Source organism: Paraburkholderia tuberum STM678 (assembly GCF_902833905.1).
GTDB lineage: Bacteria > Pseudomonadota > Gammaproteobacteria > Burkholderiales > Burkholderiaceae > Paraburkholderia > Paraburkholderia tuberum.
Window position 1 is genome coordinate 22,332 of sequence record NZ_CADFGP010000045.1, and the last position, 20,788, is coordinate 43,119.

The following is a 20,788-nucleotide window of genomic DNA, read 5'->3' on the forward strand; positions in this document are numbered from 1 at the left end:
TGTTCGATTCGTTTCTGAAGCCAAGGGGCAAGGCCGCGTTCACTCGACCTTGACGCCCTTCAGCGATTCCTTGGCCGGCGGGTATTCGAGCTTCAGCGCGTCGAGCGTGCGCAGCAGCAGTTCGGCGACCATCACGTTGCGATGCGTCTTCGACTCGGCCGGAATCACGTACCACGGCGCGTATTCCGTCGACGTCGCGGCCAGTGTGTCGCGATACGCGGACTGATACGCGTCCCACTGCTTGCGCGCTTCGAGATCCGACACGTCGAATTTCCAGTGCTTCAGCGGATCGTCGATGCGCTCCTGCAAACGCACACGCTGCTCGTCCCTTGAAATGTGCAGCATGCACTTGAGAATCGTCGCGCCGCTGTCGGCGAGCATCTCCTCGAACTGACGGATGTGGCGGCACCGCTGCTGGAACGCCGCGGCGTCGAGCGCGCCCAGCACGGTCGGCACGAGCAGGTCTTCGTAGTGACTGCGGTTGAAGATCGTCAGCTCGCCGGCCGCGGGTGCCTGCGAATGCACGCGCCACAGGAAGTCGTGCGCGAGTTCGACGGGCGTCGGCGCCTTGAACGGCACGATGCGCAAGCCGAGCGGATCGACTTCGTGAAATACCGCGCGGATCGTGCCGTCCTTGCCGCTCGTGTCCATGCCTTGCAGCACTAGCAGAACGCGGCGCTTGCGCTGCGCGTGCAGCCGCTCCTGCAGGTTGTCGAGCAGCAGGCCTACTTCCGACAGACGCGCGCGGTCCGCGTCTTTCGAGCCGCTCGAAAACGGCTTCGCCTTCGGATCGAAATGGTCGAGCGAGAAGTGGTTTTTTTTCTTGCCGTCGTCGAAATACGGCACGCGGAAATCGTCGAGATCGGGTTGCTTTGTCATGCATACACTCCAAGGTCTACGCTTACCTACGCTTAACCGGCTGAAGCGAGTCCGCAAAATAAAACGGGCCGTTGCCCTGCTTCGATCCGGCAACGGCCCGTGGTGACACGGGCGCGATCACGCCCGGCCCGCGGCACTTCAACTCAGGACAACTTCTTCTTGAGCAATTCATTGACCTGAGCAGGGTTGGCCTTACCCTTGGTTGCTTTCATCGCCTGGCCGATCAGCGCGTTGAACGCCTTTTCCTTGCCGGCGCGATATTCGTCGACCGACTTCTGGTTCGCGGCGAGCACTTCGTCGATGATCGCTTCGAGCGCGCCGGTGTCCGAAATCTGCTTCAAGCCTTTCGCCTCGATGATGCGGTCGGCGGCGGCTTCGTCGGTGGCCTTCTCTTCCCAGATCGCGAGGAAGATTTCCTTCGCGATCTTGTTCGAGATCGTACCGTCGGCAATACGTTGCAGAACCAGCGCCAGCTGCGCGGCCGAGACCGGGCACGCGGCAATGTCGAGGCCTTCGCGGTTGAGCTGCGACGACACTTCACCCATCACCCAGTTCGCCGCGACCTTCGCGTTGGCCGCACCGAACTTGGCGACTACCGCTTCGTAGTAAGCGGCCGTCGCCTTGCTCGAGGTCAGCACGTTCGCGTCGTACGGCGTGAGTCCGTACTGCGACACGAAGCGCCGCTGGATCGCTTCCGGCAGTTCCGGCATCTCGCTCTTCACGCGCTCGACCCACGCGGCGTCGATCACGAGCGGCATCAGGTCGGGGTCGGGGAAATAGCGGTAGTCATGCGCGTCTTCCTTGCTGCGCATCGAACGCGTCTCGCGCTTGTCCGGATCGTACAGACGCGTTTCCTGCACCACCGTGCCGCCGTCTTCGATCAGCTCGATCTGGCGACGCACTTCGTACTGGATCGCTTCTTCGAGGAAGCGGAACGAGTTCAGGTTCTTGGTCTCGGTGCGCGTGCCGAATTCCTTCTGGCCGACCGGACGCACCGACACGTTCGCGTCGCAGCGAAACGAGCCTTCCTGCATGTTGCCGTCGCAGATGCCAAGCCACACGACGAGCGTGTGCAGCGACTTCGCGTAGGCAACGGCCTCGGCCGCGCTGCGCATTTCCGGCTCGGTGACGATTTCGAGCAGCGGCGTGCCGGCGCGATTCAGGTCGATGCCGGTCATGCCCGCGAAGTCTTCGTGCAGCGACTTGCCCGCGTCTTCCTCGAGGTGGGCGCGCGTCAGGTTGACGGTTTTCTCGTACGCTTCCTTGCCCGCCTTTTCATTGGCCGGCACCTGGATCGTCACCTGACCGCCCTGCACGACGGGAATTTCGTACTGGCTGATCTGGTAGCCCTTCGGCAGGTCCGGGTAGAAATAATTCTTGCGCGCGAAGATGCTGCGCGGCGCCACCGTTGCGCCGATCGCGAGGCCGAACTGAATGGCGCGTTCGACCGCGCCGCGGTTCATCACCGGCAGCGTGCCCGGCAAGGCCAGATCGACGGGGCTGGCCTGCGTGTTCGGCGCGGCGCCGAATTGGGTCGCGGTGCCCGAGAAGATTTTCGAATGCGTCGACAACTGCGTGTGGGTCTCCAGACCGATCACGACTTCCCATTGTTTGGTCATGGTGCTCACACTCCTGCCGGTGCCTGACGGTGCCAGTCGGTCGCGCGCTGGAACGCGTCGGCCACCTGCAGCATCCGGGCTTCGTTGAAATAGTTGCCGATGATCTGCAGACCGACCGGACGCTGCGCATTCGCGCCCGCGCCGAAACCGCACGGCACGCTCATGCCCGGCAGGCCGGCGAGGCTCACCGACAGCGTGTAGATGTCGGCCAGATACATCTGCACCGGATCGTCGCCCTTCGCGCCGATGTCCCACGCCACCGACGGCGCGACCGGTCCCATGATCACGTCGCACTGCTTGAACGCTTGCTGGAAGTCCTGCGCGATGATGCGGCGGATCTTCTGCGCCTGCAGGTAGTACGCGTCGTAGTAGCCGTGCGACAGCACGTAGGTGCCGACCAGAATGCGGCGCTTCACTTCCGGGCCGAAGCCTTCGGCGCGCGACTTCTTGTACATGTCGAGCAGATCGCGGTACTCGGCCGCGCGATGGCCAAAGCGCACGCCATCGAAACGCGACAGGTTCGACGATGCTTCGGCCGGCGCGATCACGTAGTAGACCGGGATCGACAGTTCGGTCTTCGGCAGCGACACCTCGACGAGCGTCGCGCCGAGCGCTTCGTACTGCTTCAAGGCGGTGTCGATCGACGCGCGCACGTCGCCGGCGAGACCGGGGCCGAAATACTCCTTCGGCAGGCCGATGCGCAGACCGGCGAGCGGCTTGTCCGTGCCGCCGTCCTGCCACGACTTGCCGAGATAGCGCGTGTAGTCCTCGCGCTCGTGCGAGAGGCTCGTCGAGTCGCGCTCGTCGAAGCCGGCCATCGCGTTGAGCAGCGTCGCGCAGTCCGCGGCGCTTTGCGCCATCGGGCCGCCCTGGTCGAGCGACGACGCGAACGCGATCATGCCGTAGCGCGACACCCGGCCGTAAGTCGGCTTGATGCCGGTGATGCCCGAGAACGACGCCGGCTGGCGGATCGAGCCGCCGGTGTCGGTGCCGGTCGCGGCGGGCGCGAGACGCGCGGCCACGGCGGCAGCCGAGCCGCCCGACGAACCGCCCGGCACGGCCTTGCGGTCCCACGGATTCTGCACGGCGCCGAAATACGAATTCTCGTTGGACGAACCCATCGCGAACTCGTCCATGTTGGTCTTGCCCACGCACACCATGCCGGCGTTCTGCAGACGCGCGACCACGGTCGCGTCGAACGGGCTTTCGTAGTTCGCGAGCATCTTCGAGCCGGCCGTGGAGCGCCAGCCCTTCGTGACGAACACATCCTTGTGCGCGATCGGCAGGCCGACCAGCGGGCCCGCATGGCCGGTGTGCAGCAGCGCGTCGGCGGCTTTCGCCTGCGCGAGCGTCAGTTCCGGATCGACCTGAATGAACGCGTTCAGGCTATTGGCCGCGTCGATCCGCTTCAGGTACAGCTGCGCCAGTTCGACTGCGGAGCATTCCTTGGCCGCGAGCGCGGCGCGCAGTTCGCTCAAACTTTTTTCATGCATTGCGTTTTATCCTGGAAAGCGCGGCAGCGTGGTCACGCCGCCGTGGAGGCCTTCGGTTGCCCGTCGGCAGACCGGTCCGGCAAGGTTCGCGGCGAGGACGCGCGTCTGGACCACGGAGGCTCGCGCCGACGCCAGACCCGGGGTCTGCCCGGCGGGTCTTATTCGATCACCTTCGGCACGAGGTACAGGCCGTCCTGAACGGCCGGCGCGGGGCGCTGGAAAGCCTCGCGCTCGACCGTCTCCGTGACGGCGTCGTCACGCAGACGCAGCGCGACGTCTTCGATCTGCTCGATCGGGTGGGCAAGCGGCGCGATGCCGGTGGTATCGACCGCCTGCATCTGCTCGACGAGGCCGAAAAAATCATTGAGCTGGGCACGCGTGTGCTCGGCGTCGGCATCGGCCAGTTCGAGTCGCGCGAGATGCGCGATGCGTTTTACATCGGTCAGGGTCAGAGCCATGCAGTCACCGGAAAGGGTGGAATGTCACAACAGTTAAAAAGTCGCGTTGTAACAGCGGGTTACGACAAGATAGGACAATCCTGAAAAAGGAGCGGCAATGACAAAATGTGCGCTCCGTTTCCTTCAAAACATCCAAAATTATAAGGTATCATTACGCGTTCGACCCAAACCCGGACCGACTTACCAAGGCCTTGCGGACAATTCCAAGAACGTCCGGCGCTTTCCGCCCTGGCTTTGCAACGGCCTCCGGTAGACTCCCCCGCGGCTTCAAGTTCATGTGGCGTCGCTACCGCCCGGTTGAAGCTGTTATTTTTCCGCTGCCGCCCTACGCATACGGTGCGAGGCCCGGCCCCCAGCGAGACAGGATTTTGAATGTTCGGTTTTTTGCGCAGCTACTTCTCTAACGATCTGGCGATTGACCTCGGCACCGCCAACACCCTTATCTACATGCGCGGCAAGGGCATCGTTCTCGACGAACCGTCGGTCGTGTCGATCCGCCAGGAAGGCGGCCCCAACGGCAAGAAGACCATTCAGGCAGTCGGCAAGGAAGCCAAGCAGATGCTCGGCAAGGTGCCGGGCAACATCGAGGCGATCCGCCCGATGAAAGACGGCGTGATCGCCGACTTCACCGTCACCGAGCAGATGATCAAGCAGTTCATCAAGACTGCTCACGAATCGCGCATGTTCTCGCCGTCGCCTCGCATCATCATCTGCGTGCCGTGCGGTTCGACCCAGGTCGAGCGTCGCGCGATCAAGGAAGCCGCGCACGGCGCGGGCGCCTCGCAGGTGTATCTGATCGAAGAACCGATGGCTGCCGCGATCGGCGCGGGCCTGCCGGTGTCGGAAGCAACGGGTTCGATGGTCGTCGACATCGGCGGCGGCACGACAGAAGTCGGCGTGATCTCGCTCGGCGGCATCGTGTACAAGGGCTCGGTGCGCGTCGGCGGCGACAAGTTCGACGAAGCGATCGTCAACTACATCCGCCGCAACTACGGCATGCTGATCGGCGAACAGACCGCCGAAGCCATCAAGAAGGAAATCGGCTCCGCGTTCCCGGGCTCCGAAGTCAAGGAAATGGAAGTGAAGGGCCGCAATCTGTCGGAAGGCATTCCGCGCAGCTTCACGATCTCCAGCAACGAAATCCTCGAAGCGCTGACCGATCCGCTGAACCAGATCGTGTCGTCGGTGAAGATCGCACTGGAACAGACGCCGCCGGAACTCGGCGCGGACATCGCCGAGCGCGGCATGATGCTGACCGGCGGTGGCGCGCTGCTGCGCGACCTCGATCGCCTGCTCGCCGAAGAAACCGGCCTGCCGGTGCTCGTCGCCGAAGACCCGCTGACCTGCGTCGTGCGCGGCTCGGGCATGGCGCTCGAACGCATGGACAAGCTCGGCAGCATCTTCTCGTACGAGTAAGCGAGCCTTCCTCCCATGTCAGTAGCGCGGATCTGGCACACGGCCCCTTGCGGGCCGCTTTGTCGTTGGCTGGGCCGACCAGCCTCCGCTCGCTGACCGCGCGCGCCTTGCGCGTCGCCGTCTCACCCAACCGCTCACGCCCCCGGCGCCGACCATGGAATACAGTCCGCCGCCCCTGTTCAAGCAAGGCCCCTCCGCTCTGGCCCGACTGGTGTTCTTCGTCGTGCTGGCGCTCGCCCTGCTGATCTCCGATGCCCGCTTCCAGACGCTCGAAATCGTCCGCGGCGTGCTCGGCGCGGGTCTTTATCCTTTGCAGCGCGCAGCGCTCGTGCCGCGCGACATCTTCATGGGCGCCGCCGACCTCGCCGTGACGAGCGCCACGCTGCGCGACGAGAACGCGAAACTGCGCGCGAAGGATCTGCGGCTGTCGCAGCAGGCCAATCTGGCCGCGTCGCTCGCCGCCGAAAATGGCCATCTGCGCGCGCTGATGCAACTGTCGCAGAGCCTCACCACGCAATCGCTGCCCGCCGAAATCCAGTACGACACGCGCGATCCGTTCACGCAGAAGGTCGTGATCGGACGCGGCGCGCAGCAAGGCATCCAGAACGGCTCGCCGGTCGTCGACGAAGATGGCGTGATCGGCCAGGTCACACGGGTGTTCCCGCTGCAGGCCGAAGTCACGCTGCTGACGGACAAGGACCAGGCGGTGCCGGTCGAAATTCTGCGCACCGGCTTGCGCAGCGTGATCTACGGTACGCCGAAGGGCGACACGCTCGATCTGCGCTTCGTGCCGATCAGCGCCGACGTCCAGACCGGCGACGAGCTCGTCACGAGCGGCCTCGACGGCGTGTATCCGCCGGGGCTGCCGGTCGCGAAGGTCGTGCGCGTCGACAAGCAGGCCGACACCGCGTTTGCGCGCGTAGTCAGTCTGCCGGTCGCCGCGGTGCGCGGTGCGCGTCAGGTGCTCGTGCTGCACGTCCAGAACAACGCGCCGCCGCGCCCGGCGGACGAACCCGACGCGGCAACCGTCGCGAAGGAAGCGAAAGCGAAGAAGGGCGCCAAAGCAGCGGACGGCAAGGGCGCGGCGGACAAATCCGCCGCCAGGCCAGCCGACAGGAACGCCGCCGACAAAGCGCCGACTGAAAAGCCCGCAGCCAAAGCCGTGGAAAAGGCGCCGGGCAAAGCTGCGGCCGACAAGAAGTCCGACAAGCCCGCAGCCGACAGGAAAGCCGAAAAGCCGGCCGCCGCGAAGAACGTGAAGCCGCAAGCCGAGCCGGGGGCTCAGCCATGAATCGCCCGCAATACATCCTGCAGCCCGTCAACCCGTACTTCATCGCGTTCAGCCTCGCTTCCGCGTTCCTGCTGAACCTGATGCCGTGGGGGCGTCTCGCCGGCGTGCCCGATTTCGTCGCACTCGTGCTGCTGTTCTGGAATGTCCATCAGCCGCGCAAGGTGGGCATGGGCATCGCGTTTCTGCTCGGTCTGCTGATGGACGTGCACAACGCGAGCCTGCTCGGCGAGCACGCGCTCGCCTACACGCTGCTCTCGTACGGCGCGATCACGATTCACCGCCGCGTGCTGTGGATGTCGCTCGGCGTGCAAATGTTCGCGGTGATGCCGCTGCTCGTCGTCGCGCAACTGGTGCCGTTCGTGATCCGGTTGTTGACCGGCGCGGCGTTTCCGGGCTGGAGTTATCTGATCGACGGTTTCGTCGAAGCGGCGCTATGGCCGGTCGCCAGCATCTTGCTGCTGATGCCGCAGCGCCGCCCCGCCGACCCGGACGATACTCGCCCCATTTGATCCCGCATCGGGCCCACCGGCCGCGGCCAGTTTGGGCGCACACTCTTGATGGCCGCATGCCGGCCTTTTGCAGAATCGCATGACCGAATTCAAGGACACTCAACAGCAGCTCACGAAATTCCGCCTGCGCGTCGCGGCGGCGGGCCTGTTCGTGTTTGTCTGCTTCGGGCTGATCGGCTTCCGCTTCCTGTTCCTGCAGGTCTGGCACTACAGCAAGTACTCGCTGCAAGCCGATGAAAACCGCATCTCCGTCGCGCCGATCGTGCCGAACCGCGGCATCATCACCGACCGGAACGGCGTCGTGCTCGCGAAGAACTACTCGGCCTATACGCTTGAAATCACCCCGTCGAAGCTGAACGACACGCTCGATAACGTGATCGACAACCTCGCCACCGTCGTGTCGATCGATGCGCGCGACCGTCGCCGCTTCAAGAAGCTGCAGGAAGACTCGAAGAACTTCGAAAGTCTGCCGATCCGCACGCGCCTGACCGACGACGAAGTCGCGCGCTTCACCGCGCAGCGCTTCCGCTTCCCTGGCGTCGAAGTGCGCGCGCGGCTGTTCCGCCAGTACCCGCTCGGGCCGACCGCCGCGCACGTGATCGGCTACATCGGACGGATTTCGCAACGCGACCAGGACCGCATCGACGACGCCAGCGATCAGAATGACAGCGATCCGGATCACTACGATCCGCGTCTTGACGCGAACAACTACAAGGGCACCGATTACATCGGCAAGATCGGCGTCGAGCAGAGCTACGAGACCGAGCTGCACGGCCAGACCGGTTTCGAGGAAGTCGAGGTGACGGCGGGCGGCCGCCCGGTGCGTACGCTGTCGCGCACCCAGGCGACCCCGGGCAACAACCTCGTGCTGTCGCTCGACATCGGCCTTCAGCAGGTCGCCGAGCAGGCGTTCGCCGGACACCGCGGCGCGCTCGTCGCGATCGAGCCGTCCACCGGCGACGTGCTCGCATTCGTGTCGGCGCCGAGCTTCGATCCGAATTCCTTCGTCGACGGCATCGACCAGCAGAGCTGGGACGAGCTGAACAACTCGCCCGACCATCCGCTCCTGAACCGGCCGCTGCACGGCACCTATCCGCCGGGCTCGACCTACAAGCCGTTCATGGCGCTCGCCGCGCTGACGCTGCACAAGCGCACGCCGAGCTGGGGCTTCCAGGACCCCGGTTACTACACGTTCGGCGGCCACACGTTCCGCAACGACGTGCGCTCGGGCCAAGGCTGGATCGACATGAACCGCGCGATCGTCGTGTCGAACGACACGTACTTCTACATGCTCGCGCACGATCTCGGCGTCAACAACATCGCGAACTTCATGAAGCCGTGGGGCTTCGGGCAGATCACCGGCATCGACATCGCCGGCGAAGCGAAGGGCATCCTGCCGTCGACCGACTGGAAGCGCCACGCGTACCGCCGCCCCGAGCAGCAGAAGTGGTACGAAGGCGAAACGGTCAGCCTCGGCATCGGCCAGGGCTACAACTCGTTCACGATCCTGCAGCTCGCCCATGCCACCGCAACGCTCGCGAACAACGGCGTCGTGATGAAGCCGCACCTCGTGCGCGACATCGAGAATCCGATCACGAAGGACACGCGGCCGGTGGTGCGCGATCCGAGCGACAAGATCGCGGTCAAGCAGCAGGACATCGACTTCATCAAGCGCGCGATGGAAGGCGTGGTCACGAACGGCACGGCGGCCAAAGTATTCGCGGGCGCGCCATATCAGGCGGCCGGCAAGACCGGTACCGCGCAGGTGTACTCGCTGCAAGGCGCGAACTACAAAGGTCACGCGGTTGCGGAGAATTTGCGCGACCACGCGCTGTTCATCGCCTTCGCGCCGGCCGATCAACCGAAGATCGCACTCGCGCTGGTCGTCGAAAACGGCGGTTGGGGCGCGGAGGCGGCCGGTCCGATCGCGCGCAGGGTGCTCGACTATTACCTGGTCGGCAAGAACAAGCCCGGTGCGGAAGAAGCGGCCGTCGCGGTAGCGGCATCGACCACGCTCGAAGCATCCGCGCCGCAGGTCGGCGATACGCCTGTATCGCATGATGGCGCTCAGCCGCTCAAGATTGCGGCGGGCTTCAAGGCACTGCCGATGCCAGGGGCGGCGGCTGCCGCGGTGGCCTCCGGTGCGTCGGCGGCTGTTGCGGCTTCGGGCGCGAATGGCGCGTCTGCGCCGGTGACGGCGTCGGCTGGCGCGGCGGCAACGGTGCCGGCCAGCGCAGCGCGCGCGGCCTCGGCGGCGAAGCCGGCATCGGCTTCGTCCGTGGCAAAGAAATCCGCGTCGCGTACGTCCGGCGCCCCGCACCAACCCCGTCCGGCAAACGAGCCGGCGCCGAGCGTCGCGGCACCATCGCGCGAGGACAGCTTCCAGGGCGCGTCGCCGCGCCAGCCGGCCGCCGGCGGCATCGACGAATAAGGAGAAAGGCATGCAATTCGACAAGCGCGCCTGGCTCGAGCGCATCAAGCGGATGTTCGTAGGCTTCGACCGTCCGCTCGCACTGATCGTGTTTCTGCTGCTGTGCGTCGGCATCGTCACGCTGTACAGCGCGACGCTCGATATGCCGGGCCGTGTCGAAGACCAGTTGCGCAACATCCTGCTCACCTTCGTGCTGATGTGGGGGCTCGCCAATGTGCCGCCCAATACGCTGATGCGCTTCGCGGTCCCGCTCTACGCGTTCGGGATCGCGCTACTGGTCGCAGTCGCGATGTTCGGCCTTACGCGCAAGGGCGCGAAGCGCTGGATCAACGTCGGCGTGGTGATCCAGCCATCGGAAATCATGAAGATCGCCACACCGCTGATGCTCGCCTGGTACTACCAGCGCCGCGAAGGCGTGATGCGCTGGTACGACTACCTGGTCGGCTTCGTGATCCTGATCGTGCCGGTCGGCCTGATCGCGAAGCAGCCCGACCTCGGCACGGCCGTGCTCGTGTTCGCGGCCGGCCTGTTCGTGATTTACTTCGCGGGGCTGAGCTTCAAGCTGATCGTGCCGGTGCTGATCTCGGCCGTGATTGCGGTTGCGTCGATCGCGGCGTTCCAGGACAAGATCTGTCAGCCCGAAGTGCAGTGGCCGCTGATGCACGACTACCAGAAGCACCGCATCTGCACGCTGCTCGATCCGACCTCGGACCCGCTCGGCAAAGGCTTCCACACGATTCAAGCGGTGATCGCGATCGGCTCGGGCGGCCCGCTCGGCAAGGGTTGGCTGAAGGGTACGCAGGCGCATCTGGAGTTCATCCCCGAGAAGCACACCGACTTCATCTTCGCGGTGTTTTCGGAAGAGTTCGGTTTGGCAGGCGGAATCGTGCTGCTCACGCTGTACATGCTATTGATCGCGCGCGGGCTCTACGTCGCGGCCAACGGCGCGACATTGTTCGGGCGATTATTGGCCGGCTCGTTGACGATGGCGTTCTTCACGTACGCGTTCGTCAATATCGGCATGGTGAGCGGGATTCTGCCGGTGGTCGGCGTGCCGTTGCCGTTCATGAGTTACGGTGGCACCGCGCTGACTACATTGGGCGTCGCGATCGGGCTGATCATGAGCGTCGCGCGACAGAAGCGGTTGATGCAGAGCTAACCCGTAGCTAGCGGCACGCTAGCAAACGACAATGCAAAAAAGGGCGCTCGTTGCGAGCGCCCTTTTGCTTTATTGCTGCTTCATTACTGCGGCTTCACTTCCTTCTGATCGCGCAGCTGCGCGCTCAACTGCTGATACTTCAGGCGCGCGGCCGGATCGCCCTGCGCCGCCGCGGCCGCGTAATATGCGCGCGCCACATTCAGATTCCGGTCGACGCCATCGCCGCCACGCTCGTAGAACGAACCGGTCACATACTGCGCGGTCATGTCGCCGCCCTGCGCCGCTTTCTTGTACCAGACGAACGCCTGCTTGTTGTCACGCTCGGTACCGCGTCCGTCGAGGAACTGATTCGCGAGTGCGAGCTCCGCCTGCACATGGCCCTGCGCGGCCGCCTTCATGAACCAGCGATGCGCCTCCACCGGATCGCGCTCGACGAACTCGCCATCGTCGTACATCTTGCCGTACACGTATTGCGCGTGCGACATGTTCGCGTCGGCGGCCTTGCGCAGCCACTTCTTGCCTTCGTCGACGTTGACCGGCGTGCCTTCGCCGTTGAGCAGCATCATCGCGTAGTTGAACTGCGCAAGCCGGCTGCCGCGCTCGGCGGCCTGGCGGAATTCGCTCAGCGCCGCGCCAAGATTGCCGGCGTTGTAGTCGGCCACCGCGGATTGCGTCTGCGGATCGTTCGCCTTGGCGACGTGATCCTGTGCATACGCGGCGTTCCACGCGCCAGTCGCGAGCAGCGCCACCGCCATGGTCACTTGCGCGGTCACTCGCGTGATCATCCGCCCGGCGCCCCCCTGCACTCTGCCGTTCATGACCTCACCTCCTGTAATGCCTGGCGCGTCGCGCGCAACATCCAGATCACGTCGGCGGCTAGCGCGACGAAGCGAAAACCGGCGTCGCGATGCTGCCGCGCGCTCGCCACGTCCATCGCGAAGATGCCGGCGGCAATGCCGGCTTTGTCCGCCGCGCTGACGATACGCGCCATCGCCGCCTGCACGTCCGCGTGTTTCGCGTCGCCGAGATGACCAAGGCTCGCGGCCAGATCGGCCGGCCCGACGAACAGGCAATCGACGCCCGGCGTCGCCGCGATCTGCTCGACCTCCCGCAAGCCGCGCGCCGATTCGATCTGCACAATCGTCGCGATCTGTGCGTTGGCCGTCTGCACGTAGTCACGCCGCATGCCGTAACCGGCCGCGCGCACGACGCCCGCGACGCCGCGCAGGCCGTCGAGCGCCTCGGCGGTCGGATATTGGGTGAGCCGCACGGCGCGTGCCGCGTCTTCAGCGGATTCGATGTTCGGGAACATCAGCGTGCGCGCGCCGGCGTCGAGCACGCGCTTGACGAGCCACGGCTCGCTCGCGGGCACCCGCACCACCGGCTCGCTCGGCAGATGGGCGGCGGCAATCGCGCGCAATTGCGACTCGACGCCGCCGCTATCGTTGGGCGCGTGCTCCATGTCGATCAGCAGCCAGTCGAAGCCGGCGTGCGCGAGTGCTTCCGCGGCGGCCTCGCTGCCGAGCGACAACCACAGCCCGATCAGCGGCGCGTTGTCCTTCAGACGTTGTTTGAGGGAGTTGGTGAAGGTGCTCATCGGCTGGCCTCGCGCAGGTTTGCAATGCGAAGCGGGGCCAGATAGTGGATCAGACAGGCACCGGGGCGCTGACGGCCTCGTTGCCTGCTGCGACGCGATGCGGTGACCGGCATGTCTCGCTCCGTGTGTTGGTCGGAACGATCATACCGTGACAATAACGCGAGAAGTTCGTTCGCGCGGCGGGGCGTGGATTCAGGTGGGAAGCGAGTCGCGGACCACCTCGGCCCAGCAATTCGGCGTCTCGTACAGACGCACTTTGTGCAGGCGCAGGTTCACGCCGTAGTGCGCGTCGTAGACGTTCGCGAGAATGTCGAACGCAACCGCGGCGAGGTTTTCGACGGTCGGAATGCGATCGATCACGACCGTCTTGTGATCCGCCATGCTGTCGAGGAAGCCACGCACCTGCGTGTCGCCTTCGTAGACGAGAAACGCGTGGTCCCACTTGTCGACCAGGTGCTCGTTGGCGAGCGACTTCACGTCGGCGAAGTCCATCACCATGCCGCGATCGGGCGCGCCTTCGGTGTCGACCAGATCGCCTAGCAGCGTGATTTCGAGCACGTAGCGATGGCCATGCAGATTACGGCACTGGCTGCGGTGATCGGGAATGCGGTGGCCCGCGTCGAATTCGAGTTTTCGGGTAATCGTCAGCACGGCAAATCAGGGAATGTTCAGATACTTGTGAGTCTGCATCGACAGGCGCCACTGCGGATGACGTTTGCACCAGTCGATCGCGAGCTTCGTGTTGATGTCGCGCGACGGGCCGTCCATCGGCTGGACGAGGAAATACTCGAAGTCGAGCTTGGCGTAGTCGGCGAGGCGCTGGTTGTCCTGCGGGATCACGACCTTCAGTTCGTTGCCCTTCGTCACGACGAGCGGCGCGTCGGCCTTCGGGCTCACGCAGATCCAGTCGATCGTGTCGAGCACCGGCAGCGAGCCGTTGGTCTCGATCGCGATCTCGAAGCCGGCCGCGTGCAGCGCGTCGACGAGCGGCTGATCGAGCTGCAGCATCGGCTCGCCGCCAGTGCACACGACGAAGCGTTCGCCCTCGCCTTGCGGCCATTGCGACGCGATCATCGCGACCAGTTCGTCAGGTGTGCGGTACTTGCCGCCGTTCTCGCCGTCGGTGCCGACGAAGTCGGTGTCGCAGAAACGGCAGACGGCGTCCGCGCGATCCTCTTCGCGGCCGGACCACAGATTGCAGCCCGCGAAACGGCAGAACACGGCCGGCCGCCCGGCATTCGCGCCCTCGCCCTGCAACGTGTAGAAAATTTCCTTGACCGCGTACGTCATGCTGCTTTCTGTCCTGTGTTCCTGAATCAACGATGCTCAATGATGGGCGCTCTCGCGCGAGCCGTCAGACCGGCTCGGTGACTTTTTCGCCGGCGAGGTAGGCCTCATAGCCACGTTTGCGCAACCGGCATGCCGGGCATTCGCCGCAGCCGAAGCCCCATGAGTGCAACTCGGCCCGTTCGCCGACGTAGCAGGTATGCGTCTCGACGCGCACCAGTTCCACCAATGCGTCGCCGCCGAGCGCGCGCGCGAGGCGCCACGTGTCGGCCTTGTCGAGCCACATCAGCGGCGTCTCCAGCGCGAAACGCGCGTCCATGCCGAGATTCAGCGCGACCTGCAGCGCCTTCATCGTGTCGTCGCGGCAATCGGGGTAGCCCGAGAAGTCCGTCTCGCACATCCCGCCGACCAGCACCTGCAAACCGCGCCGATACGCGATGGCCGCGGCGATCGTCATGAACATCAGATTGCGGCCCGGCACGAACGTGTTCGGCAACCCATTGGCCGTGGCTTCGATTTCGATCTCGCGCGTCATCGCGGTGTCGCTGATCGCGCCGAGCAGCGACAGGTCGATCGTGTGATCGTCGCCGAGACGATCGGCCCACGCCGGAAACGCACGCACGACGGCCTGACGGAATCCTTCGCGGCATTCGAGTTCGACACGATGACGCTGACCATAATCGAAGCCGACCGTTTCGACCGTGTCGTAACGGTCGAGCGCCCACGCAAGACACGTGGCGGAATCCTGGCCACCGGAAAACAGCACGAGCGCGCTACGCTTAGCGTCTTTGCGGATCACCGTGATACTCCGTGAATGAGAGTGCCACGTCGCGCTGCGCGAGGTGCGCCATGCAAGCAACGCGGCGCGACGTGTGCCGGCACTGTGCCGGCCCAAAGCAGTATAGGTCGCGCGTTGGGCGGGAACGTGGCTGGGCGCTTATACCGCCGATCGTCGGGCGAAGGATTGGGTGCTTCGGTGCGACATGCTCGGCACTGCATTCGCGCGGCGCACGACCGCGTGCGATGCCTGCATGCAAGTCCTTGAACTGGCGCGATTTTATCACGCGACACCGAATGTCGCCGACGCCAGCTGTCCCACCCGCGCGGCTTCAACTGCATGGCAAGCCGAAGTGACGACTTGTCCGCCAAACGGAAAAGCCCCAGGGAATCTTGCGATTTCCTGGGGCTGAATCCTGGTGGCCTGGGGCGGAATCGAACCACCGACACGCGGATTTTCAATCCGCTGCTCTACCAACTGAGCTACCGGGCCAACGAAGAACGAAACTATATCAAGCGATCCGCAGTTCAGCAAGCCCTTTCATAAACAATCTGCCGGGCCGCGTTCGCATGCAACACGTGGCGCTCACTCCCCTTTGTTCTTGCCGAGATCGACGCCGAGTTGCTTCAGCTTGCGATAAAGATGCGTGCGCTCGAGACCGGTCTTCTCCGCGACACGCGTCATGCTGCCGTTCTCGCGCGCGAGGTGATATTCGAAGTACGCGCGCTCGAACGCATCGCGCGCATCGCGCAGCGGAATGTCGAACGAGATCGACGCGGTTTGCGCGACGAGCGTGCCGCCGCCGACGCCATCGGACGACAGTATCGGCAACGCGGCCGCCGACGCGACTGACGATGCGCTGACCGGCAACGCCGGCTTCGCAGCCACGCCGCCAGGCACGGCCGCCGCGTTACCACGCGCGAGTCCCTGCTCGACCGCCTTTAATAGCTTCTGCAACGCGATCGGCTTTTCGAGGAAGTTGAGCGCGCCGATCTTGGTGGCCTCGACCGCGGTGTCGATCGTCGCGTGACCGGACATCATGATCACGGGCATCGTCAATTGACCGTGCGCGGCCCATTCCTTGAGCAGCGTCACGCCGTCGGTGTCCGGCATCCAGATGTCGAGCAGCACGAGGTCCGGCGCCTGACGCAGACGGAACTCGCGCGCCTCCTGCGCGTTTTCAGCGGCCTCCACGACGTGTCCCTCGTCGCTGAGGATCTCCGAGAGCAGTTCCCGGATGCCCATTTCATCATCTACCACCAGGATGGTTGCCATTTATGCTGCCCTTGTCTGCACTGTTGCTTTTGTCGTTCCCTGCGACGCGCCGCCGTGCGCCGGATGGGCACCCGAACCAGGTGCACCCGGCTGCGCGGGGTCGTCCGCCAGTTGAAGGAAGAGAATCGAAATCTGCGCGCCTTCGATCACGTCGCCGGCCTTCATGCGATTGCGAATGTCGATGCGCGCGCCATGTTCGTCGACGATCTTCTTGACCATCGCAAGCCCTAGACCCGTACCCTTGGCCTTGGTCGTCACGTACGGCTCGAACGCGCGCGTGAGGATACGCGCGGGGAAGCCTGGTCCGTTGTCCGACACTGTCAGACGGACCGCGACGCGCGCCTTGCCTTGCGCGTCGGGGTCTCCGTATTCTACTGTCCTCGTCTCGAGCAAAACACGCGGATGCGCGACTTCGGCGACCGCGTCCTGCGCGTTCTGCAGCAGGTTGTGGATCACCTGACGCAACTGCGTCGCGTCGCCGCGTATCGCGGGCAAGGCCGCCAGCTCGACCTGGATCGCGCCCTTGCCTTCTTCGATACCGTACAGCGTGAGCACCTCGCTGACCAGACCATTCAATTGCAGATGCGCGAGTACCGCGGGCGGTGTGCGCGCGTAGTCGCGGAAATCGTCGACCATCTGCTTCATCGCGGCGACCTGATTGACGATCGTCGTCGCGCCGCGCTTCAGCACGTCCGCATCCGACGGCTCGAGCTTGTCGGCGAGCTTCATCTGCAATCGTTCGGCCGACAGTTGAATCGGCGTGAGCGGATTCTTGATCTCGTGCGCGAGGCGCCGCGCGACTTCGCCCCATGCGATCGAACGCTGCGCGGAGATCACGTCGGAGATGTCGTCGAACACGATCACGTAGCCCGCGGTCTGCATGCCTTCAGCGTCGCGCTCGTTCGCCGCGAGGAGGCGCGCGCCGCGCACGAGCAGCGTGAGCGGCTCGGTTTCGCCGGGCACCGGCACCGAGAACTGCTGCTGCCAATGGCCGTTGTCGTCATGGCCGTCTTCACTCGCCGCTTCGCGATCGGCGAATGCCTTGCGCACAATCGCGCCGAATTCGCCGAGCACGCCGATCTGATCGAGCGACGAGCCGAGCACCGTCTGGAACGGCTGACGGAAAATCCGCTCGGCGCCTCGATTCGCGGTGGTCAGCCGGAATTGCCGGTCGAACACGAACACACCTGCGGTCAGGTTCGCGAGGATGCTCTCGAGATACGCCTTCGAATGCTCGAGCGCGATACGATTTTTCTCGACCGCCCCGCGCGCTTCCGACAACTGCCGCGTCATCGCATTGAACGACTGCGTGAGGAAACCGAGTTCGTCGCGCGACTTGATCTCGCGCTTTGGCGTGTAGTCGCCCTCGGTGATTTCCTTCGTGCCCTGCGCGAGCAGGAATAGCGGCCGCGCGAGCTGATTGCCGAGCGCCAGCGCGAGCATCATCGCGATGAAAGTCGCGAGAAACAGCGACAGGGTCAGCGTGCCGATGTACATCTTGCGCAAGCCGGTGCGGCCGAGCGCCTTCTCCTGATACTCGCGATACGCGCGCTGCACCGAGTCGGCATTGCGCGCGAGTGTCGTCGAGACCGGCTGCGTCAGTTGCAGGAAGCGCTCGGCGGGCTGCAAGAGCGACGCGTTCGCATCGGGAATACGCTGCACCACGCGCAGACGCAGCGCTCCCTTGCCGCCGTGCGCATTCGGATCGCCGTCCACTTCGCCTTCGATCGCCGCATAGCCGTGGCCACGCGCCTGCTCGATCATCAGCGGTGTCGGCAGATCGTTCGGCAGCAGCATCGCGTAGTTGCCGGACGCCTGCGCGACCACGTGCATGTCCGGCGTCGCGCCAGACATGCTGCGGGTCGGCTCGACGATCGTCGCGTCCTGCACACCGAACTGGTCGCGCAAACGCAGCAGCGTCAACGTGGTGCCGGCCGCATCCGCGCTCGCGAGCTGCTCGGACATCAGACGCGCCTTCGTCTGCAGATCGGACAGCGACGCGTCGAGCATGCCGCGCCCGAGGTTGAGGCCGGACGCGAGCGCGGTTTCGACGTTCACGTCGAACCACGACTCGATGCTGCGCGACACGAACTGATACGACACGATGTAGATGATGCCGCCCGGCACCACACCGACCAGCGCCATGAAGAACGCGAGCTTCGCGAGCAGCCGTGTGCCGAATTTGCCCGTGCGTAATCGCACGATGATGATGACGACGAGCGTCGCCACCACCAGCAGAAAGATCAACGCGACCGCGACGTTGGCCGCATACAGCCACTGGTAATAGCGGTCGAAGAATTCGGTGTTCGCGCTGGCGGCGGCCAGCAACACGAGCAGCAACACGGCCGTCACCGCGACCGTCGACACGAGCACGCGCACGACGATGCTGCTGACACTGGTGGAAGATGAGCGCACTTTATTTAGCACGATCGGCGGCCGTGAAAGTGAAGCGCTTCCAATCCGAGGCGAGGTTCCAGTCGCGGTTGTTCACCGCGTCGATCTGGAACGGCTTGGGCATCAGCCCGATGTCGAGTTGCATGCGCACGGACGCGTTATAGGTCTCGCCGACCCGCACCTGATTGCGGTCGATCACGTGCCACGACGTCACGTGCTTGATCACCGCGAGCGCATCGTTGAGCGTGGAAAAGCCGAGCTGCAAGCCGCCCGACTGCACGCTCGACACGCGATATTCGCGCGTGAGTGGCTGGAACGACAGCCGCAAACTTTGCGACACGCTGACCGGCTGCTCGTCGAACCAGTACCAGCGCGGCCGGCTCAGTTCGAAATCGGTCGTGAAATAAAGCGGAATGCCTTTGTTGACCGCGTCTTCGAGATTGCTGTTCAGCTCGAATTCGAAATGCGCGTCGAGACTCCAGCCGCCGTTGTCGGCCTGCAGCGACGCCCGCTGCACCGCGATCGAGTCAGCGTGCGCCGCGCCCGGCGCTGCAAGCCAGACGGCCAGCGCGATCCAGAGCACGGCAGCGAGCCGAAGCGGGAAGAAGCGTTTTATGGTCACCGTTTCTGAAAGCGCGCGTAGAAAAATCCGTCGTGGTCTGAGTTCGTGCCGGCGCTGAATTCAGCGGGTCGTCCAGCATGAGAACCGGCCGATGGGTCGGCGGGCGCGCGGGCAACTGAGGGTAAAAGCTGCCCCGGCGCGTCCAATCGTACCGCATCCTGGTGCTGGTTTCCAAACCACTGTGCCTGCAACTCGCCCTCTTCGGGGAAGATCGAACAGGTGACGTAAAGCAACTCGCCGCCCGGTTTCACGAGCGGCCACAGCGCGTCGAGAATGCGGCGCTGTTCGGCGACGAGCGCGGCGATATCGGACTGACGACGCAGCCAGCGAATATCCGGATGACGCCGCACGATGCCCGACGCCGAGCACGGCACGTCGGCGAGGATGCGGTCGAACGGCTGGTCGAGGTCGTCGTGCCATTGCGCGGGGTTGCCCGCGTCGCCGATGCGCACTTCCGCTTCGAGCTTCAGACGCCGCAGGTTTTCGCCGATGCGGCGCGCGCGAGACGCATCGCTTTCGAGCGCGACCACTTGAATGTTGGCGAGTTCGAGCAGATGCCCGGTCTTGCCGCCAGGGGCCGCGCATGCGTCGAGCACGCGCATGCCGTCGCGCACGCCGAGCAATTGCGCGGCGAGTTGCGCCCCTGCGTCCTGCACGGACACGACACCTTCGCTGAAGCCCGGAATGCGCTCGACCGGCATTGGCGTCGCGAGCGTGACCGCGTACTCACCAGCCTTGCTTGCGGCGATCTGCTGGCGTTGCAGCACTTGCAGATAGGCGTCGACCGTCGAATGGCGCGCGTTCACGCGCAACGTCAGCGGACCTTGCGTGTTGCCGGCGGCCAGCACCGATTGCCACGCCTCGGGCCATGCGCGCTTCACCGCGTCGATCCACCAGGACGGATAGTTCCAGCGCGCTACTTCATCGGCTTGCACGGAGGCGAGCAACGTGTCGCGCTCGCGCAAGAAGTTGCGCAGCACCGCGTTGACGAGCCCCTTCGCGAACGCGAACTCGCGACGCGCGCCAATCACCCTGACCGCCTGGTCGACGACCGTGAACGGCGTGTAGGCGGCGCTCGCTTCGTCGTCGACGAGCAGCGCGAGCGCGCACGCGAGCACATGCGCGACGTGCGGCGGAGGCGCCGTCTTCACCAGCTTCGCGATCAGCCACTCGGCGGTTGCGAGACGGCGCATCGTGCGATAGGCGATATCCTGCACCGCGCCGCGCGCCGCTGCGGCGTTGTCCTCGGGCACCACCACGAAAACGCTTTGCAGCGCCGCGGGCAAGGCCGCGCCGAGACGCACGGCGCCAACGGCCTGGGCCGCGCAATCGAGTGCGAACCCGAGCGATTCGGGCGACAGTTGCAGCGTCGACAAACGGGATTCGCGCGAACGCGCCGACGAGGAAGCAGAACGCGAAGAAGGCTTTGGAGTCATGAAGGGAGCAAGGGCAAGCCGCACGGTGCGCGCGGCGCAATCAGCGCACATTGTAGCGTGGCGCCGGTGGGGCGCCGCCATGCGTGGGTGGTGGCCGCAGACGCTGTCGTGCAGTGGCGACGAACAGTGTGAAAAAAAGCGGGC

The 20,788-nt window shown here is 64.8% G+C and carries 18 protein-coding genes and 1 tRNA gene; 5 read left to right on the forward strand and 14 right to left on the reverse strand.

The window, feature by feature from the left end; genetic code table 11:
• Window positions 1-39 precede the first annotated feature (39 nt).
• The 4 genes from HWY30_RS30145 to gatC all read right to left on the reverse strand — a co-directional run bounded on the left by HWY30_RS30145 (window position 40) and on the right by gatC (window position 4,449).
• Window positions 40-879 (reverse strand): PPK2 family polyphosphate kinase, encoded by an 840-nt coding sequence (locus tag HWY30_RS30145; protein WP_090802221.1) that lies wholly within the window; start codon window positions 877-879, stop codon window positions 40-42.
• Between the two features lie 143 nt (window positions 880-1,022).
• Window positions 1,023-2,498 (reverse strand): Asp-tRNA(Asn)/Glu-tRNA(Gln) amidotransferase subunit GatB, encoded by a 1,476-nt coding sequence (gene gatB, locus HWY30_RS30150; RefSeq protein ID WP_090802222.1) that lies wholly within the window; start codon window positions 2,496-2,498, stop codon window positions 1,023-1,025.
• A gap of 5 nt (window positions 2,499-2,503) precedes the next feature.
• A complete protein-coding gene (gatA, locus tag HWY30_RS30155; RefSeq protein WP_090802224.1) occupies window positions 2,504-3,991 on the reverse strand; it encodes an Asp-tRNA(Asn)/Glu-tRNA(Gln) amidotransferase subunit GatA in 1,488 nt (495 codons plus the stop codon).
• Between the two features lie 158 nt (window positions 3,992-4,149).
• Window positions 4,150-4,449, reverse strand: a complete 300-nt coding sequence (gene gatC, locus HWY30_RS30160; protein ID WP_018419087.1) for an Asp-tRNA(Asn)/Glu-tRNA(Gln) amidotransferase subunit GatC — start codon at window positions 4,447-4,449, stop codon at window positions 4,150-4,152.
• A 372-nt stretch (window positions 4,450-4,821) separates the two neighbouring features.
• On the opposite strand from gatC, the gene HWY30_RS30165 reads away from it, so the two are divergent.
• From HWY30_RS30165 to rodA, 5 genes are all read left to right on the forward strand, one after another.
• Window positions 4,822-5,865, forward strand: a complete 1,044-nt coding sequence (locus HWY30_RS30165; RefSeq protein WP_004189550.1) for a rod shape-determining protein — start codon at window positions 4,822-4,824, stop codon at window positions 5,863-5,865.
• 154 nt (window positions 5,866-6,019) lie between these two features.
• Window positions 6,020-7,156 carry a rod shape-determining protein MreC gene (gene mreC, locus HWY30_RS30170; protein ID WP_090802225.1) on the forward strand — a complete coding sequence of 379 codons (1,137 nt, stop codon included), beginning with the start codon at window positions 6,020-6,022 and terminating at the stop codon, window positions 7,154-7,156.
• A complete protein-coding gene (mreD, locus tag HWY30_RS30175) occupies window positions 7,153-7,665 on the forward strand; it encodes a rod shape-determining protein MreD (RefSeq protein WP_090802227.1) in 513 nt (170 codons plus the stop codon). Before mreC ends, mreD begins: the two co-directional genes overlap by 4 nt.
• 79 nt (window positions 7,666-7,744) lie before the next feature.
• Entirely contained in the window at window positions 7,745-10,096 is a 2,352-nt protein-coding gene (gene mrdA / locus HWY30_RS30180; protein ID WP_090802229.1) for a penicillin-binding protein 2, read from the forward strand.
• Between the two features lie 10 nt (window positions 10,097-10,106).
• Window positions 10,107-11,255, forward strand: coding sequence for a rod shape-determining protein RodA (gene rodA / locus HWY30_RS30185; protein WP_090802230.1), 1,149 nt, complete (start codon window positions 10,107-10,109; stop codon window positions 11,253-11,255).
• A gap of 83 nt (window positions 11,256-11,338) precedes the next feature.
• Here rodA and HWY30_RS30190 read toward each other — a convergent pair whose 3' ends face one another.
• The 10 genes from HWY30_RS30190 to rsmB all read right to left on the reverse strand — a co-directional run bounded on the left by HWY30_RS30190 (window position 11,339) and on the right by rsmB (window position 20,644).
• Window positions 11,339-12,073, reverse strand: coding sequence for a tetratricopeptide repeat protein (locus HWY30_RS30190; RefSeq protein WP_090802232.1), 735 nt, complete (start codon window positions 12,071-12,073; stop codon window positions 11,339-11,341).
• On the reverse strand, window positions 12,070-12,852 hold the full coding sequence (locus HWY30_RS30195) for an HpcH/HpaI aldolase family protein (protein ID WP_090802233.1): 783 nt from the start codon (window positions 12,850-12,852) through the stop codon (window positions 12,070-12,072). Before HWY30_RS30195 ends, HWY30_RS30190 begins: the two co-directional genes overlap by 4 nt.
• Before the next feature lie 192 nt (window positions 12,853-13,044).
• On the reverse strand, window positions 13,045-13,500 hold the full coding sequence (gene queD, locus HWY30_RS30200) for a 6-carboxytetrahydropterin synthase QueD (RefSeq protein ID WP_090805502.1): 456 nt from the start codon (window positions 13,498-13,500) through the stop codon (window positions 13,045-13,047).
• Between the two features lie 9 nt (window positions 13,501-13,509).
• A complete protein-coding gene (queE, locus tag HWY30_RS30205; protein WP_090802234.1) occupies window positions 13,510-14,142 on the reverse strand; it encodes a 7-carboxy-7-deazaguanine synthase in 633 nt (210 codons plus the stop codon).
• A 64-nt stretch (window positions 14,143-14,206) separates the two neighbouring features.
• Window positions 14,207-14,938: a 7-cyano-7-deazaguanine synthase QueC gene (queC, locus tag HWY30_RS30210; protein WP_090802235.1), complete on the reverse strand. Its 732-nt coding sequence runs from the start codon at window positions 14,936-14,938 to the stop codon at window positions 14,207-14,209.
• A 395-nt stretch (window positions 14,939-15,333) separates the two neighbouring features.
• A tRNA-Phe gene (locus tag HWY30_RS30215) sits at window positions 15,334-15,409 on the reverse strand.
• Between the two features lie 93 nt (window positions 15,410-15,502).
• Entirely contained in the window at window positions 15,503-16,192 is a 690-nt protein-coding gene (gene esaR, locus HWY30_RS30220) for a response regulator transcription factor EsaR (protein ID WP_090802236.1), read from the reverse strand.
• A complete protein-coding gene (locus HWY30_RS30225) occupies window positions 16,193-18,619 on the reverse strand; it encodes a sensor histidine kinase (protein ID WP_090802238.1) in 2,427 nt (808 codons plus the stop codon). It abuts the gene before it with no gap.
• Window positions 18,609-19,208, reverse strand: a complete 600-nt coding sequence (locus HWY30_RS30230) for a DUF4390 domain-containing protein (RefSeq protein WP_090802240.1) — start codon at window positions 19,206-19,208, stop codon at window positions 18,609-18,611. Before HWY30_RS30230 ends, HWY30_RS30225 begins: the two co-directional genes overlap by 11 nt.
• Window positions 19,205-20,644, reverse strand: a complete 1,440-nt coding sequence (rsmB, locus tag HWY30_RS30235; RefSeq protein WP_090802241.1) for a 16S rRNA (cytosine(967)-C(5))-methyltransferase RsmB — start codon at window positions 20,642-20,644, stop codon at window positions 19,205-19,207. The genes HWY30_RS30230 and rsmB overlap by 4 nt, the downstream gene beginning before the upstream one ends.
• Between the last annotated feature and the right edge of the window lie 144 nt (window positions 20,645-20,788).

Bases quoted from the DNA above. Each gene is read 5' to 3' on its own strand.
- HWY30_RS30145 (WP_090802221.1), bottom strand. From the start codon at position 879: ATGACAAAGCAACCCGATCTCGACGATTTCCGCGTGCCGTATTTCGAC.
- gatB (WP_090802222.1), bottom strand. From the start codon at position 2,498: ATGACCAAACAATGGGAAGTCGTGATCGGTCTGGAGACCCACACGCAG.
- gatA (WP_090802224.1), bottom strand. From the start codon at position 3,991: ATGCATGAAAAAAGTTTGAGCGAACTGCGCGCCGCGCTCGCGGCCAAG.
- gatC (WP_018419087.1), bottom strand. From the start codon at position 4,449: ATGGCTCTGACCCTGACCGATGTAAAACGCATCGCGCATCTCGCGCGA.
- HWY30_RS30165 (WP_004189550.1), top strand. From the start codon at position 4,822: ATGTTCGGTTTTTTGCGCAGCTACTTCTCTAACGATCTGGCGATTGAC.
- mreC (WP_090802225.1), top strand. From the start codon at position 6,020: ATGGAATACAGTCCGCCGCCCCTGTTCAAGCAAGGCCCCTCCGCTCTG.
- mreD (WP_090802227.1), top strand. From the start codon at position 7,153: ATGAATCGCCCGCAATACATCCTGCAGCCCGTCAACCCGTACTTCATC.
- mrdA (WP_090802229.1), top strand. From the start codon at position 7,745: ATGACCGAATTCAAGGACACTCAACAGCAGCTCACGAAATTCCGCCTG.
- rodA (WP_090802230.1), top strand. From the start codon at position 10,107: ATGCAATTCGACAAGCGCGCCTGGCTCGAGCGCATCAAGCGGATGTTC.
- HWY30_RS30190 (WP_090802232.1), bottom strand. From the start codon at position 12,073: ATGAACGGCAGAGTGCAGGGGGGCGCCGGGCGGATGATCACGCGAGTG.
- HWY30_RS30195 (WP_090802233.1), bottom strand. From the start codon at position 12,852: ATGAGCACCTTCACCAACTCCCTCAAACAACGTCTGAAGGACAACGCG.
- queE (WP_090802234.1), bottom strand. From the start codon at position 14,142: ATGACGTACGCGGTCAAGGAAATTTTCTACACGTTGCAGGGCGAGGGC.
- esaR (WP_090802236.1), bottom strand. From the start codon at position 16,192: ATGGCAACCATCCTGGTGGTAGATGATGAAATGGGCATCCGGGAACTG.
- rsmB (WP_090802241.1), bottom strand. From the start codon at position 20,644: ATGACTCCAAAGCCTTCTTCGCGTTCTGCTTCCTCGTCGGCGCGTTCG.